We start from the raw sequence: 17,619 nt of genomic DNA on the forward strand, positions 1-17,619 counted from the left end.
GATGCTATCACAAATTTTATTACTGCAACAACAATTTCAGGTTAACCCCAAAATTTGTAAAGGAAGTATTAAATGCCTGCGAGGTAAATGGCTTGGTTAAGTTTGAATCATAGAACAGATTCAATATAAATCGCTGACTGATGGAATAATCAATTGATGGCCGGTAAGTAATATTTTGCGCTCCGGATGATATTTGCGCAGCGGTAACATCGGCCTGGTATATCAATGTTTTATTATCACGCAAAGCAAAGTCAAGCTTAAAATTCAGATCATTTTTCAGGATCAGGTTATTAAACATACCGAACGGGAACCTGAAATTTTTGGTTTTGTACCCAAAACCAAAAGTGATAACATGATCGTTTTGCTGGGTAAGCTGGCTGTTTAATAAACTCAGGCTAAGCGCACGGCTTTGACGGTACTCAAAATTGGCAGTCACGTTATTTTTAAAACGGACGTCGATCCCCAGCAATGGAATAAACTGCTCTAAAATAGTGATCTGCGAAAACTGGTATTGCGGCAGGAAATCATTATTAACATCCCTTGCGCTTGATGCGCCGTTAGCCTCCCGGTACTGCAATAAAGTGTTATAACCGCTTACGGTATAAGCCGACTGATACCCATGCCTGATATCAAACGAATCAAACAATTCTTCAAACAATGCCATGTGTCCGAAGCCGCTGTAAGTAATTTGCCAGTTAGGTATTGGGATAGCGGGGAATTGGTTAAGGCTGGCCCCGGAAGCGCTTTTACCCGTATAAGCAGCCAGGAAGGCCGGCACCAACACATTTTGCGAGTTAGGCCCGTAACCATCCGCATAACCGCTTGTTCCGGTACCCGCCGAATTTGGATTGTTTTTCCCTAATCGTTGGGAGATTTCGGCGCGGTTATCCAAAAATTTCTGGAATGGCGCCGAAGTGTTGTTAATGCCGGTCTCTTTTGAAAAAGCGGTGGCCAGCGAGAAATAGGAAACACTGTAATCGCCGGTAGTATTGGGTGCCAGGTTCTCAAAAGCGCCTGTGGCACTTAAAAATTTAAAATTGGTTTGGTAGGTATGATTCTGTGTTTTAAATGCCGTTAACTGTATTCGCAGATCGGATATGGGCTCAACACTGGCTTTCAGGTGCAAATCCTCACTAACAGATTGTACATATAGCTGGTTTTGCAACGTATCTGATGATATCCAGCCACGGCTTACGGCCCGGCTGCGGATATCGGCCTGGCTACCTAATAAAAAGCCGATGCCCGGCGAATCATAACTTAAGTCCTCACCAAATAAATTTGATTGCGGCAGGTACCCCGGCAGAAAAGTACCGTCAGACCGGGTGTATGATGCATTGATATTTTTAACACTGGTAATTAAGCCGGTTAACAGCCGTGTAAACGTGCTGTTTTTAGGATTGTTGCCGTTTCTTAAATAGGGTATCTTATTGTATAAAGTCACTAAATTAAGGGCTGGGTCCAGCTGTATTTTACGCGCGTTTTGTATGCTGTTACCTACGTTAAACTGCGGGTTGCCTATCGCAAACTCGGGGGCCGCCTGCCAGGTAAAGTTGGTGCTGTAGTGGGCAATCATTGCGGTCCAATCCATACCCGGGATCTTACTTAACGGCACCGTATAATTAATATTAAACGTATGATTATAGTTAGTGGTACGGCCAAGCTTACGGATATTTTGCCATAGTGTATCAATCTTTAAACCATCTAAACGGCCATAAGGCTCATCAACTACCGACAGGTTGGTGGCATCGATATCCATGGTTAATGATTTGGTAAGGTTCCAGCCCAGGCCGTAAACACGGGTTATGTTAAACGTTTTGTTGTAGTTGGTAGGTATAAACACCGGGTTATTGATATCATTGTTCCGCGGCGAATTTTCTGAGTAAAAACGGTCAAAATTTATACTGAAATTTAAACGGGTTGGCGCCAGGCTAAAGTTAATGTCCCTGATCAGCGCCAGTGTGTTGTTCTTAATGATCTTTTCAAACGGGCTAATATATTTTGGTTGATTGGCGTAGTTGTAAGCCAGCGCTACGTGATAAGTTTTTTCCAGGTCGCTTTCCGTACTAAAATCATGATGCGTATATTCTGTGTAAGCATAGCTGGCGTTGAAGTTCTCAATATCATAAACATGCACCGGGGCCGGTTTGGTAGAGGTGCGCTCTTTATGCATATTAGTAAAGTTGACACTTTTACGCATGGTATAATCCTCGGCGGCATTTTTGATCGAGTCGCGCTGTTTTGAAGATGTAGCGGCGTTAAGCGTTTGCTTTAACAGGATATCAGGCTGCGCCGGGTCATATTGCGGCGTGTTTGTTTGGTTTGAAACATTGATATAAGCCGGGATCTTTATTCCGCTTTTCGTCGGGAAGAACCTGCCCAGGTCCATATTGGCCGATATATCATAACCTTGGTTGTTGGTTAACTGGCGATCTTCCAGCTTTGAATCAAGTGCGCCAAAGCCAGCCGTACTCTTGTTGCCCGATATGGTAACATTACCAATATCGGCCAGTTTAAAATCCGCACGCCCAATAGCCGCCCAGCCGCCCTTATTATCAAAGTCGGTAAGCCGTAATTCATCAAACCAAACAATCGCTGATTTATTTAACCCGTCATCAACCCCAACCGGCTGATTGTTGCGATAAGGATTTCGTACACCGAGCATGATTGTTCGCAGCCGGCTAAGATCCGGCACCCCCATAATGGTTATCTTATTGCGTCCGTTAGCATAGGTGAACGGCTTGTTTATTGGCCAGGGTAAGCCGTTAAATTTGGCATTGTTCCGCGCTATCTTTGCATCTGTTAGTAAGGACAGCTCGATATCCAGGGCATTTGCATCCGGCCATATTGAATTGGCATTGGTAGTACCCGGCGGTGTTATTGTCAGCGGTATTTCGTACTCATAATAGTTATCCTGGTAATCCGCACCTAAACGGATAAAGGCGCTTACATCATTATCATGCAGGGTATTTTGATTGGCTTCGGCATGGATAAACATTTGCAGATGCTTGTATTTACGCAGATCATTATAAAAAGTTTTGAAAGCTGCCTTTGAATAACCGTCGCTCAGGTTGGTTACATTTAATGATAACGACTGCTCATTTAACTGGGTATTGCTTTGCAGGTTATTATAATCGCGTTGGCGTTCAATACCCGGCGGCACTACATAAGGGATAGGTACACGTTTGCCATTCTCCTCAATATTTACCGTCTCAACGTTTACAACTGAGTTATCCAGCGGTGGATTTACCAAAGCCGGATCGGCAATAACATTCAGCGGATTGTTCTCTGTGTTGTATGCACGCCAGTCGCCGCGCACCAATTGCAGGGTTGCAAAACGCAATATCGCCGTGTCGGCAAAATTGGTCATGAACATTCGCATATATCTTATCGCTTTAAAATCCTGGATCCCTCCAACTGCCGATTGATAGGCGGCAATAGGTACACGAAACTGGTACCAGGTAACAGATTGCGTGGTGCCATCAGCAAGTTTAACCTGCGACGTAATTTTGTCATTCACAAAATTCTGACCCACAACAAGGTCTTTTGGGCGCATCGATACCTTGTACTGAAAGTACTGATCGTCCTGGCTCATATTGTTATCCCGGTCAATATCTTCGCCATCCGGCAATGAGGTGTTGGCAGATGTTTGCAGGCCCAATTGCGCAAGCGATTGCTCGGCTGTTTTGGAGTTACTTTCGTTGCCGTTATACTTAGCGTAACGTTGTAAAATACTGGCTTTTGCCGCATCCTGGTCGGGCCCCAGGTAATATTGGTAATCATCTGATGACGGGTCATTTGCAAAAGCGTTTGCCGCCTGATTATTAATCGTTCCTTTTATCTGGTTAACAACTGCCGCAAATTTTGCCCGTTCATCCCCATCACTCAATCCGTCCAAACCAACATCCTGCAATACACGCGATGCCGGGTTACTGTCAAAGGCATTAACTACGGGTTGCGCTTTGGGTACCCTGCCCCAGGCGGTAGTATCTACCGTACTTAGATCACCATTGGCAGGCAAACCGTTTTCAAGGCTTTTACGCCCGTCTTTTAACACATCTTCTGATATACTGCCCAAGTTGAAATACAGATCACCCCCCGGTGCCGTTGGTTTGTAGATAAAAGGGTCAAGCACCCAAAATTCAATATACTCCACGTTAAGCGCCTGGAAATCATTAGTTGATATCCCCCTGTAAATACCGCCCCAGCGGGTGGTTGGGTTTTGCAGCGAACCGTCAGCATTAATACCGGTGGTAGTATAGTTATACGGGCCCCGAACTGTTGGATAAAAAGCCAGGTCTAAAGTTGATAAACTTAGCGGCTGCCCGGTTACGGATTGTTTATAGGGGAAAACCTCTGTCTGTAAAATCTGCCTTGCGTAATGGTTTGATAGCTGTGCGCGGGTTACGCTTGTCGATCCTGTATTGGTATAAAATATCGGGTCGATATTATAAAACGCCAAACGTGCACGGTTAAAACCATAGCTCAGGTTATTAAACAAACCCGACTCCGGGAACAACTGCGGCGTAGCCGATATTTGCCAGGTATTGGCGCTTTTAACATCGATTATTGACTGGCTGTTTTCAAAATCATCTAAATAAGATGTTCCGTTTCTTGAGCCTGCATAGTTTAATACACCCGGGCTGCCCGGCAACAATTTTGCAAACTCACCGCTAAAGTTTACTGACGATGGCGCCCTGGTATGGATAAAAGGTATTTTATCGACCAAACGGGTAAGCAGTCTTGAGTTTGAGGCATAGTTAGCATCAAATCCAATAATGGTGTTTGAGATGGACTCCTGCCCTATTGCCTCGTTTTGCGATATCGGCTGCTCTGTCAGGTGCATTACCGTGGCACCCAATGATAAATTTGGGCTGTACCTATAATCAAACCTTGAACCGTATAATGATTTTTGCTGCACCCCAAACAGCTCGTTGTTTTCTAAATGCACATCTATGGGCTGGCCGGATGATAGTATGGCGGTATTTATTACGTTTAAATGGCCGGCATTATAATCAATGGTATAATCAGTACCCTCCGCCAGCTTGGTTGCACCCGCTGATACCGTTACCGATCCTTGCGGGATATTTATGGCATTAAGCTGGTAAGAGCCCCCGCCGCCCTGCGCCGTATAAGTGCCCCGAATAGTGTAACGGTTTAACTTAGGAAAAAACTGTTGTGCTACCGTTTTGGTCGAGTCATATAATTGCTGATAGACGTACCTGTTGATGAGGTCCGTCTCGCCGGGGTTAAATTGCCTGGCCAGATCAGACCCAAAGGGTTCCAGAACAGGAAAGACAATGCGCCCGTTTTGCGAATCAATGGTAATACCTTCTAAAAAGTCAAAATAACCGTCTGATTGCTTTTCGCCCTGCTGGTTTAAATTATCAAGCCCGGTAAGTTTTAGCCACAGTTTTGACCTGGTGTTTTGCCCCTCATCCATCACCGGCTTATCAATACCTGATTTATCATCCAGGCGGGCAACGTTTAATTTAAAGTTTGTTGAACTAACCTGGAACGCGTTGAGCGAGTAGATGTTCTTCATCATCAGTTTCCAGGTTGGCAGATTGGTTTTTAACAGCGTGTTCTTTAATAATTTCAGGTAAAGCAATTTGGGCGTGCCGGGGCTAACCGGAATATCACTTGAAAATTCACCTACCTGGTATTGCTTGCCATTATAGGTATATTGGTAAGCCACCGCCAATACCTCGTCGTTATTTAAAGGATAATTAAGGGATATATAACCCAGTTGCGGATGTAAGGTATATTCTTTGGCGGTTAACTTGCGGGCATAAGTTAATTTGGCGTAGTTATCTGTACCGCCATGTGCCGCAAAATAACCAATGAGCGAATTAGATGGGTCATTGGTAAAGCGCGCATTAGCCGGTAAGCCGGCTAACAAATTGTTTGACTGATCTGTAAACCCCGGCCCCTGAAAACCCGCCGGCAGGCCCGAGAAACCCGCACCGCCCTGTATTTGCGCAGTATTGTAGGGCGCATTCTCACCCAAATCCAAAAAGCCGACTACGTCTCGCGAGTCGGTAGTAGCGTTAGTGCGATTGGTGGTCCAAACCTCAATTTTTGTAATATTAATATTTGAGCTGATGATGGGTATATTAGCCAGCGCCTTATTATAATTGTTACGAAAGTATTGCGATAAGAAATAGTGTTTGTTAGCCTCGTAATCTGAGGCCATCGCTGAGAATGTGCCCTGCTGCCCCTGGTTGGTTATGGTAATATTTTTTGATTGCGAACGCTGCTGCGAAAAGATTGTGGTTACATCAAGCTTGCCAAATTTTAATTTTGTTTTTAAACCAAATAAAGCCTGCGTACCGGTTATTAATGATGTATTTAACGGCATACTTACCGTACCTGCCTGTATTTCCTGGATGATCTCGTCCGGGTGGCCGGTATAATCCAGCTTTACCTGGTTGTCAAACTGAAACTGGGCATCGGTATTATAGTTAGTGGCTATCTTTAACTTATCACCAATATTACCGGTTAAATTAAGTTGTATGTGCTGGTCAAAATTAAAGTTGAATTGTTTACGTTGCCGGATATTAAACAGCGGATTTTCATTTTTATTGATCTGCCCGCTTAATATTGCTTCAGCTGATCCCTGTGGGCGGATATCGATTATTGAGCTGCCAAATATTCTTTCAAAAGTTTGGTTATGCACATTTATCTGCGGAATAAACCCGGGCTGTGTTTGTTGATAAGAATAGTTATCGGCCAGTTTCTTAAAATAGTCGCGCTTTTCTTCGGCTTGTTTCAGATACAGGTACTCGTTAAAAGTCAGATATACCGGCGGGCGGTACAGCAAATTACCAACCCGTTCGTACAAAACATATTTATTTGTGAGCGCGTCATACTCAACAGTGCGGGTTACACCAAATGGCGGCGGATCAAAAATACCCCGGCGGTTTAAGGCATTATTTGATAAAGTACGTTTAAATGGCGCTTTTACGGTTACAGAATCTCTTCGGGGCGAAACAGTTGCAGGTTTCTGTTGCGCAAAGGTTGTCCCCAATCCGCAAAACGCAGTTATTAATGCAATCCCGAGAAAAAATTTAAAAGTAAAATTTCCTACCACATGCAACAGCTAAAATCCCACGTAATTATAAACTTTTTAAGGCGAATTTTATAAGCTGTTCAACAGTTAATGTTCCGCCGTTTTTACTTATTTCCTGCTCAAGCACTTTTTCTGCGGCATTACGTGCAAACCCTAACATAACCAGTGCTGCAAGTGCCTCGTCCTTAACGGTTCTGGCAATAGGGGCGGTATTTAACGTTTCAGAACCTTCTTTTCTCAGCTTATCCTGCAACTCTAATATAACTCTTTGCGCCGATTTTGGACCGATGCCCTTAATTCGCTGTATTAAAGAAACGTTACCATTGATGATGGCAGTTTGAATTTCCAAAGGAGTTATAGATGAAAGCATCATCCTGCCGGTATTAGGGCCTATGCCTGATATGGAAATCAGGTGTAAAAACAATCTGCGCTCGCCCTCGTCTGCAAAACCGTACAACGTATGCGCATCCTCTTTGACATGCAGCCAGGTAAAAAGCTTACACCGCTCGGCATCGCCCAGTAAAGAATAGGTATTTAAAGATATATTGATGTGATAGCCCACCCCGTTGGCATCAATCACCACATAAGCCGGACTTTTAAAAACTAATTTGCCATCAATATAAGCGTACATATTTTTTCAAGGTAAAAGGTGAAAGGCAATAAGGCTGAGATTTAACTGCAATATTAAAAACTAATCATTAATCTTAGTCACTAATAGCTATTTATTATTTGCTTTTGCCTGCGCATCAACCACAGCAATGGTAACCATATTTACAATTTCACGCACCGAGCTGTCCAGCTGTAAAACGTGTACAGGCTTTTTCAGTCCCAGTAATATCGGCCCGACGGCCTCGGCGCTGCCTATTTCCTGTAAAAGTTTATAAGCAATATTACCCGACTCCAGATTAGGAAATATCAATGTGTTGGCCGCCCTGCCTTTTAATGTCGAAAACGGAAAGTTATCGGCCAGCAAAGAAGCATTTAACGCAAAATTGGCCTGCATATCGCCGTCAACAATCATATCAGGATATTTATCATGCAATAGCTTAACAGCTTCGCGGGTTTTCTCAGGTATCGGGCCATCGTTTGATCCAAAATTTGAGTAGGATAATAACGCAACCCTGGGGCTGATGTTGAACTGCTTTACTGACCGTTCTATAAGTACCGTAATATCTACCAGTTCCTCAACCGTAGGATCAACGTTTACCGTAGTATCACCAAAAAAAACGGGGCCTTTTTGGGTTAACATCATATACATACCGGCCACACGGCTTACTCCTTTTTCGGTACCGATTATTTGCAGCGCAGGCTTAACTGTTGTTGCGTAATTTTTGCTTAGCCCGGATATCAAGGCATCGGCCTGGCCAAACTGTACCATGCAGGCACCGTAATAGTTAGGATCAATCATCAGTTGCCTGGCCTCAAACAAAGTTATACCCCGGCGCTGACGCTTTTTAAAATAGTATTGCGCATATTCCTCTGACCGTTTAGTGCCCAAGTGCGGATCAATGATCTCTACCTCACCAAATTCAAGCTCGGTTTCTTTGATGATCCGTTTTATTTTTTGGACATCTCCAAGCAATATTGGCGTAGCAATACCCTCATCTTTTACAATCTGGGCGGCGCGCAATATCTTGTAATTATCAGCGTCAGCAAAAACCACCCGTTTAGGGTTGCTCTTAGCCATGTTGGTGATGTTTCTTAACAGCTTATCATCGTCCCCTACTTTTGAGCGCAGCTCTTCTGTATAAGCATCCCAGTCGGTAATTACCTTGCGTGCCACGCCTGATTCGATAGCAGCTTTTGCTACCGCCGATGAAACCTCGGTTATTAACCGCTGATCCATTGGTTTTGGGATAATGTAATTTTTGCCAAATTTAAGGTTCTTGGCATCATAAGCCAGGTTAACGGCTTCGGGCACCGGCTTTTTGGCAATACCTGCTATAGCATGCACCGCCGCCAGTTTCATTTCTTCGTTAATAGCGCAGGCCCTCACATCCAAGGCACCTCTGAAAATATAAGGGAAACCCAGGACGTTATTTACCTGGTTAGGAAAATCAGACCGCCCCGTAGCGATGATAATATCCTTACGTGAAGTTACGGCAAGGTCGTAAGCTATCTCGGGTTCGGGATTTGCCATTGCAAAAACAATGGGATTTTTTGCCATGCCGCGCAGCATATCCGGCGTTACGACGTTACCTGCCGACAGGCCGATAAAAACATCGGCGCCCTTCATTGCTTCGGTAAGGGTATCTATTCCTTTCCGGTCGGTAGCAAATTGCAAGCGCATCTCATCCAGGTCGGTACGGTCAGGAGTTATTAAACCATTAATGTCAAACATTACCAGGTTTTCTCTTTTAACACCTAACGACAAATATATTTTTGAGCAGGACACCGCGGCGGCACCTGCGCCGTTAATTACCATTTTTATCTTATCCAGCTTTTTACCCTGTATCTCGCAGGCATTAAGCAATGCAGCGCCCGATATGATTGCCGTACCGTGCTGGTCGTCATGCATAACCGGGATCTTCATTTCCGCCTTAAGCCTGCGCTCAATTTCAAAACAAGTTGGCGCTGATATATCCTCTAAATTAATACCGCCAAAAGTGGGCTCCAGGGCCTTTACTATTGTCACAAATTCATCTACTGATTTTGTATTCAGTTCCAAATCAAATACATCGATATCGGCATAGATCTTAAACAGCAGGCCTTTACCTTCCATAACCGGCTTGCTGGCTTCGGGGCCTATATTACCCAGGCCCAAAACTGCCGTACCGTTACTTATTACTGCTACCAGGTTACCCTTGGCAGTGTATTTATAAACATCATCTACATTTTCGGCAATGCGTAAACAGGGCTCAGCAACACCCGGCGAGTAGGCCATGGTTAAATCGCGCTGCGAATTGGTTGGCTTGGTGGGTACTACTTGTATTTTGCCGGGGCGCCCTTTAGCGTGGTAATTAAGAGCGTCCTGCTTACGGTTAGATTTATCCATGATATCAATTCAAGGTTCAAAGTTAAGTCTTTTTGAACTGTATAAAAAAGCCCGGTTCTGAAATCAAAACCGGGCTCCTGAATTTTTTATTATTTATCCTTTGCTTGCCTTGGCAAACGGGTTTAATCTTAGTTTTTGCCCCGCAATAACTTTATTGCTCTGCATGCGGTTCCAGGCTCTGATCTCGCGCACATCAAGGCCGTAATCAGCTGCAATATTTTCCAGCGTTTCGCCTTCTTTAATAATATGGTAATCGGGGTTTTTATCAGCTGATTTGGCAGCAGGTACATACGCTGCCGTTACTACCTGTGCAGGCGCCACCTGCGGTTGTAATGCTACCGGAGCTGCTAATCCGTTTAATACATTATATAAAGCTGTAAAATTTCTTTGCTCGGTATGCGGGATGATCAGCCTGCGCGGTAAGGTTGTTGTCCCGTTTATGATCTGTCTTTTATAAGCCGGATTAAGTAATGCCAGGTCACTGATATTTACACTTAAGGCACGGGCAACATTATTAAGGTCGATCATCTTATCAACCATAACGGTATCCGTACGCGCAGAAAATCGCCAGTTATCAGCCACTATGCTGTGCTTACCACCATAATTCATTACGTAAGACATGGCAATAAAAGCGGGCACATAGCTCCTGGTTTCAGGCGGCAGGTACTGGCGGATAGACCAAAAATCCATTGCTCCTGCTTTTTCAATAGCACGTTCAACACTGCTCTTACCGCAGTTATACGAAGCTATGGCTAATAACCAATCGCCAAATTCCTGATAAGCGTCTTTCAAATAAGCTGCGGCGGCGTAACTGGCCTGTATCGGATCGCGGCGCTCGTCAATGTAGCTATCCATATTAAGGCCGTATATTTTGGCTGTAGTAGCCATAAACTGCCATGGCCCGGTTGCACCTACCCGCGATACTGCATTAGGGTCAAGCTTTGATTCAACAATTGACAAATACTTTATTTCGGTAGGGATGCCTGATTCATGAAAGATCTTCTCATAAATGGGGAAGTAATATTTTGATAGCCCCATTACGTGACCCATTTCGTCTTTATGACGGGTATAGATATCAATGTAAGCCTGCACGTATTCATTATAGTCCAACGGAACGTCTTTTTGGATAGAATCCAGCCGTTGTTTAAAAATTGAACTGGTATATGCGCTAACCGGCATAGTTAAAGTGGTATCCGGTAAAATTTTTGATAAATAGCTATTACTTGTTTTGCCATTGGCAAAAAAGGTCGCTGTTAACGAATGAGCATTTACAATTTGCAGTGATAAGAGGAAGGTGGCAAAAGTTATAATTCTCTTCATTCTTTTTCGTTAGAGATAAGCGTATACGCTTTTGGCGCCTAAAAGTTTTACTAAAATATTAATTTATTATAGCTCCAAGAAATATTTGGAGAAATTTAACAACTCCTGTTCGTTAAAATGTTTGGCTAATAATTGTAATCCTAACGGTAATCCTTTCGTGTTATTGCCTGCCGGTAAAGAAATTGCCGGCACACCGGTTAAGGAGGCCTGTACGGTAAAAATATCGGCCAGATAGCTAACCACCGGATCTTTTTCTTCTTTACCAATATCAGATGCAGGCTCCGGAGCCGTGGGCATGAGTATAAAATCGTACTCCTCAAATATTTTGCTGGTTTTTTCCTGTATCAGCCTGCGTACTTTTTGAGCTTTAGCATAATACGCATCATAATATCCCGCGCTAAGCACAAAAGTGCCCAGCATAATACGACGCTTTACCTCTTTACCAAATCCCTCAGACCGTGAACGCTTGTAGGTTGACGCCAGATCTGTTGCCGCCGGACTGCGATAGCCGTAGTGCACGCCGTCAAAACGCGCCAGGTTTGACGATGCTTCGGCAGTAACCAGGATATAGTAAGCAGGAACCAGGTAATCTAAATATTCAAATGCAATAGGTTTAACTGTATGCCCCTCGGCACGTAGTTTTTCTATCGTATTGATCAGCATGCTCTTTACTTCCGGATCAACGCCCGGGCTTGACAGTGATTCCTGCAGATAGGCAATGTTCTTCTTTTCTGTTGTTTTTTTCAGATCAGCTGCATAAGCCGGTACCGGGTTAGATGCTGAGGTACTATCGTATTCGTCAGCGCCTGCCATTACTTCTAATAATAGCGCCGCGTCTTCGACAGAGTTGGTAATAGGCCCTGCCTGATCAAAAGATGAAGCATAAGCTATTAAACCATGTCTGGATACACGGCCATAGGTCGGCTTTAAACCTACTGTGCCGCAAAATGCTGCGGGCTGCCTTACCGAGCCACCGGTATCGGTACCGATAGCAGCAAGGCACATCCCGGCCTGAACAGCGACAGCCGAGCCGCCTGATGAACCTCCCGAAACTTTGGTTTCATCAGCATAGTTCTTTACCGGGCCGTAGTATGACGACTCATTGGTTGCACCCATAGCAAATTCATCACAATTACAGCGGCCTATTATGATAGCATCCTCTGCCAGCAAACGCTCAACTATAGTTGCTGAATAAACAGACTCAAAACCCGATAAAATTTTTGATGATGCGCTTACTTTATGCCCTTTGTAACAGATATTATCTTTTATTGCGATAACCATCCCGGCCAGTTTGCCGGCGTTGCCTTCTTTTAGCCGGTTATCAATATCTTTTGCACGTTGTAATGCTTCGGGGCCAAATACCTCGTTAAAGGCATTTAAACGGGAATTTTTTTCAATTTGACTTAAATAGTGCTTTACCAGTCCTTCAACGGAAATTTCACTACTTTGTAACCCACTCTTAATTTGACTTAAAGAGGAATAAAATTTACTCATGGGCCGAAAATAAAAAACTTATCTGTTGAAATAGAAATTAATTTCAACAGATAAGTATATTAAGTAAAAACGCCAGGTAAATAAATGCCCGAGTAATTAAACTTTGGTTTTATCTTCTGACCTTACATGATCGTCGCTATCGCCGCTTTGCGCGTCTTTAAATTCTTTAACGCCTTTGCCTAAACCTTTCATTAATTCAGGTATTTTTTTACCACCAAATATTAGTAATACTACTAAAAGGATGACAAATACTGCTGGACCATCTAATCCCATAATATTTAAATTTTATATTAGTTTATAATTAATTATTCCTTGGTTGCGTTACCAGCTTCAGATACGTGAGTTACCGGCTCCTGGTTTTCTGTTACACCTCTGTAATGGCTATGAAGCTCCTCGTTACTTTCGGCAGTACCATCATAAATATTATGGCCTACATTATCTGTAGCGGCAATGTGGCTTGTGCCAACGGGCACTGTATTTGCAACGGGGCTAACATTCACCGCCGGCGTTTCTTCTGCTTTGCCGTCGGCATTATCGGTTGAGTGCTCTGCAATTAAAGGAGTTTCTTCCGTCTTAGCCGGCTCTGCTTTCTTTTTGCTATCGTAATTGTCAATCTGGTTATTTATCTCGCGCTTAACACCTTCTGATGCGTCTTTAAATTCACGGATACCTTTACCTAAACCTTTAGCAAGGCCGGGCAGTTTATCCCCGCCAAACAACAATAATGTCACAAATAAAATGAGCATTATTTCTGGTGCGGTGAATTCAAAAAACAAAAAAACTGAACTAAACATATTCTTTTTATTAGGTTACAAATATAAACAATTTAATATATTACAAATTTATTTTACCTGTCGGCCAACCAAATTTTAGGGTCAACAGGTGTACCGGCTTTATACAGTTCAAAATGCACCTGAGTTTCACCCGTTACGGCATCAGTTGCAGCCGAGCCTAAAATCTGTTTAGTGTTTACCTTTTGTCCTGATGAAACACTTGCCGATTTAAGGTTTGAATAAGCTGTAAGATACTCGCCATGTCTTATAATTATCAGCCAAGTACCTAATACATTTTGCACTTTTGATACTGTACCATCAAACACAGCTCTTACAGCTGCCCCGTTATTGGTGCGGATATCTAAACCGGTGCTTTCGCTTCTTATACCATCAGTCATATAAGTGCCAAATCCCTGTGTAATTTCACCTGCCGAAACCGGCCATGGCAATCTTCCCCGGTTACCTAAAAAGTCGTTTGATAATTTTGCTGCCTCGGGCGTCGCATTCATTATCTCGCTATTGGTTTTACGCGGTGCCGGTCTTGTAACGGCAACCGTTGTATTATTGGCTGCTGCCGCTGCTTTAGCTCTGGCTGCAGCAAGCCTGGCCTCTTCTTCGGCCTTGCGCCTTTCTTCCTCAACTATTGCACGGGCATATTGCCTGGTAATTTTTGACACCTCTCTTTGCTTGGCCTGGTATTGGCTGCGTAACTGCTTTTCTTGTTTTGAAAGATTTTTTACTGCAACGGATTGGTTATTTCGTTCTTTGCCAAGATTATCTTTTTCTTTCTCCTGGTCAATTAACAACGTATGTTTTTGCTCTTTAGTTTTATCAAGCTCAACTATTTTTACATGTAAATCTTTTTGCTTGCCCTGAATAGAGGCTGCCTGCCTTTCGCGATAGGTTGCAAACTGCTGCAGATACTTTAAACGTTTATAGGCCTGGTTAAAATCTTTTGATGCAAATACAAACATCAGTTTATTGTAAGCGCTTTGGTTACGATAGGCAAAAAGCACCATATCAGCATACTTTTTCTTTAACAGGTTAAGTTGGCTCTGCAGATCATGCACTGTATTGGTGTTTTCTGATATCTGGCTGTCCAGGTTTCGTACTTCACTGTTTATAACCGTGATTTTTTGCTCGCGCAGGTAGATCTGGGCCTTTAATATATTAAGTTGTTTTAAGGTTGCCTTTTTGTTTGACCGCGTTTCCTGCAGGTCATGATTAAGCTGATCCAGTTCGGCATTGATGCGGTCGCGTTGCCTCTTTAAGTCGGAACTGCTTTGGGCACGCACGCTTATGGCTGCAAAAACCAAGATCAACAAGAATAGTACTTTTAAAAATTTCATCCGGTCCAAAAATATTAATTTTTAATCGGCCGGAGCATATCTTTCCGGAATATTGAAAGGAAAATCCAATTGCTGATCAAATTCAACTTTATTGTAGCGCAAATTAGCCTGGATTTTTTTGTCTCCTATGGTTGACAGGATATCTATCTGCGAAGGCACCAACCGGTTACTGGCCTGAATAAAACTGCTGTTGTTTACCAATAGCGCCTGCCCCGCCGCTACATTTGATAAGTTAAACTGCGTTACCCGTAAATTGGTACCAAGTATTAAACTGTAAACCAGGTCCTGCAGATTTCCTGTCAGCGACATATTGCCCATATCTGATCTTATGGTGGTGTTTTCTGTTAAAATTTCGGGCATGGCATTACCTACCAACAATGACTCAATAGTTTTATAATTTACCTGCCTGCTGGCATATTGGTAGATATAGCTAAAAGGCTTTTTAAGATACAGCCCCTGCAGTTTGTTAATGATCTTAATACTATCAGGTGTGATCAGGGCGCGGGCAACCTCTATACCCAATAGTGCAGTAACCGAAACCCAGATTTTTTTATCATGGCTTATCCGGATATTTAGGGTAACATCATTGCTGTTGCCGTTAACATCAAGCTTGGTGCCTGCCCTGCCTGAAAATGTATTAAAATTTACCTGGTGGCTTTTTATAATCACCAGTTGATTTTTTAAGTAAGTAAGGTCAGGCGGTGTGGTTGGTATTTTAACCGTATTGGTAACCTCGGGCGACGAAATTGTTGTTGTAATGGGGGCGATGGGGGTTATTACCTTTTTGCGCGCCTTGCAACTCACCATAACAAGCAGGCAGCAAACTATTAATATCCTATTCACTATATTTTTTTTCATTTATTTTACGATCAAGCGCCGGAGAATTAGCGCCATAACCCTTTGCTTTTTTCCAATTTTGTACAGCAGCGTCGGTATCTCCTAAATAAAACAATATATCGCCGTAATGTTCTGCCTGCACGGCGCTTTTATTTTTACCATCTGTTAAAGCCCTTTCCATCCACGCTTTAGCTTCTTTATAGTTTTTTTGCTTAAACAATATCCAGGCATAAGTATCTTCAAATGATGCATTATTAGCCTCCAACTCGTTGGCATGTTTAGCCATTTGCGCGGCCTTGTCAAGTTGCTCTCCCCTTATCGACAGATAATAAGCATAGTTGTTTAACGTATATCTGTTATCAGGGTTATAGCTTAAGGATTTGTCGTATGATTCGTCCGAGCTTTTATTGTTCTGCATGGCATGATAGCAGTCGCCTAATTGCGAGTAGCTTAAAGACAGCAGTTCTTTATCCTGAAACTCGAGCGAAGTGGTATTTTTTAAATAGCTTAATGCCTTTTTGTAATCCTTTTTTTGAAGCCAGGCTGTACCTACGTAATAATTCATCCATCCCTGGTTGGGAAAAAATGATAGTGCTACCTCTCCGTCGCGGATAACGCCGTCCATATCATTGTTGCTTAACTCAATACGGACCAATTGTTCGCGGGTTTCATAGATCTGGCCGTTAAGGGCTATAGATCGCTCGTAAGCAGTTTTTGCTTCATTATATTTCTCGTCTTGTACCAGCACGTCGCCATAAAGGGCATAGGCTTTAGCCTCATTTGGATGGATATTAATGATTATGCGGCTTAGCTCAAGCGCGCTGCTTAAAGCACCACTGCGAACATTTGGCTCATTAAATTTGGGGAAATAGCCCATCACTATCCGCACTTTCTGATCAATGCTCAGATCCGGATTAGTAAAAGCCGATTGCAGCTCTTTAAAACTGGCGTCGATATCCTTTCGTTCGCGGTAAATATCAGCCAATGCCAGGTGTACCAATGCGTTATTTGGGTCGACTGTTTTTGCCTTTTCCAACACTTTAAAAGCTTTGTCGCCGGCGTTATTTGAAACATATATTTCGGCCAGCAGCAGGTAGTACTTAACCTGGCCCGGGCTAGCAACGATCATTTGCTCAAGCCCGGCGGCAGCCTTATCAACCTTGCCCTGTTTTAAATAAATTTTCTGGCGATTTAAGATCAGGTCATCACTGGGGCCGGTAATCTGCTCCAACTGGTCGTACACTTTTAATGCTTCGTCAAATTTATTCCCTAAAAAATAGGCGTTCGCTTTATCAAAATAATAATCTGCGCGGGTTGGGTTAAGCCTGATTAACTGGCCAAATACATTTTCGAGCTTGCCTATGTCGTTATTTTTTTCATAAACCTCGGCCAGCGATGACCAGTACCATTCATTATCGGGCTTAATTGCTACCGCTTTTTCAAGCAGCGGTTGTGCCTCTGCAAATTTATTTTGCTGCTTTTTAATGTTGGCCAGCTCATAAAGCGATGCGTCATTAGCTGGGTCGATAGTTAATATCTTACTGAACAGGTCCGCAGCCTGGGTATTATTTTCGACTGTTTTTTCGCGTAGTGCCGAAAAGAAAAGATTTTCAACAGCGTCGCTATCCACGCGGGCCTGAGTTTTAACAGGTTTTGGGGATTGGGCATAAATTGGCATAATCAAGCAGCAATAACCAATGACCAAGAGGGTGCTTATAATCCGGCTCCTGATTTTATGTTCTTTATCGCTTATCGCTTGAGTATTCATTTACTAATGATTCT

At 43.2% G+C, this 17,619-nt stretch carries 10 protein-coding genes; all 10 read right to left on the reverse strand.

Annotated elements, in window-relative coordinates:
* Positions 1 to 19: 19 nt before the first annotated feature.
* On the reverse strand, positions 20 to 7,027 hold the full coding sequence (sprA, locus tag LJ658_RS09695; RefSeq protein ID WP_230546299.1) for a cell surface protein SprA: 7,008 nt from the start codon (positions 7,025 to 7,027) through the stop codon (positions 20 to 22).
* 88 nt (positions 7,028 to 7,115) lie between these two features.
* A complete protein-coding gene (gene ruvA / locus LJ658_RS09700) occupies positions 7,116 to 7,700 on the reverse strand; it encodes a Holliday junction branch migration protein RuvA (RefSeq protein WP_230546300.1) in 585 nt (194 codons plus the stop codon).
* Between the two features lie 87 nt (positions 7,701 to 7,787).
* A complete protein-coding gene (locus tag LJ658_RS09705) occupies positions 7,788 to 10,064 on the reverse strand; it encodes an NADP-dependent malic enzyme (RefSeq protein WP_230546301.1) in 2,277 nt (758 codons plus the stop codon).
* A gap of 93 nt (positions 10,065 to 10,157) precedes the next feature.
* Entirely contained in the window at positions 10,158 to 11,384 is a 1,227-nt protein-coding gene (locus LJ658_RS09710; protein WP_230546302.1) for a lytic transglycosylase domain-containing protein, read from the reverse strand.
* Positions 11,385 to 11,450: 66 nt separating this feature from the next.
* On the reverse strand, positions 11,451 to 12,878 hold the full coding sequence (gene gatA, locus LJ658_RS09715; RefSeq protein WP_230546303.1) for an Asp-tRNA(Asn)/Glu-tRNA(Gln) amidotransferase subunit GatA: 1,428 nt from the start codon (positions 12,876 to 12,878) through the stop codon (positions 11,451 to 11,453).
* 96 nt (positions 12,879 to 12,974) lie between these two features.
* Positions 12,975 to 13,151, reverse strand: a complete 177-nt coding sequence (gene tatA / locus LJ658_RS09720) for a twin-arginine translocase TatA/TatE family subunit (RefSeq protein ID WP_230546304.1) — start codon at positions 13,149 to 13,151, stop codon at positions 12,975 to 12,977.
* A gap of 32 nt (positions 13,152 to 13,183) precedes the next feature.
* Positions 13,184 to 13,672 (reverse strand): twin-arginine translocase TatA/TatE family subunit, encoded by a 489-nt coding sequence (locus tag LJ658_RS09725; protein WP_230546305.1) that lies wholly within the window; start codon positions 13,670 to 13,672, stop codon positions 13,184 to 13,186.
* A gap of 53 nt (positions 13,673 to 13,725) precedes the next feature.
* Positions 13,726 to 15,000: a murein hydrolase activator EnvC gene (locus LJ658_RS09730; protein WP_230546306.1), complete on the reverse strand. Its 1,275-nt coding sequence runs from the start codon at positions 14,998 to 15,000 to the stop codon at positions 13,726 to 13,728.
* Positions 15,001 to 15,021: 21 nt separating this feature from the next.
* Positions 15,022 to 15,858, reverse strand: a complete 837-nt coding sequence (locus tag LJ658_RS09735) for a DUF4292 domain-containing protein (protein ID WP_230546307.1) — start codon at positions 15,856 to 15,858, stop codon at positions 15,022 to 15,024.
* A complete protein-coding gene (locus tag LJ658_RS09740; protein ID WP_230546308.1) occupies positions 15,836 to 17,605 on the reverse strand; it encodes a tetratricopeptide repeat protein in 1,770 nt (589 codons plus the stop codon). The genes LJ658_RS09735 and LJ658_RS09740 overlap by 23 nt, the downstream gene beginning before the upstream one ends.
* Between the last annotated feature and the right edge of the window lie 14 nt (positions 17,606 to 17,619).

Source organism: Mucilaginibacter sp. UR6-11, from assembly GCF_020880695.1.
Classification (GTDB): domain Bacteria; phylum Bacteroidota; class Bacteroidia; order Sphingobacteriales; family Sphingobacteriaceae; genus Mucilaginibacter.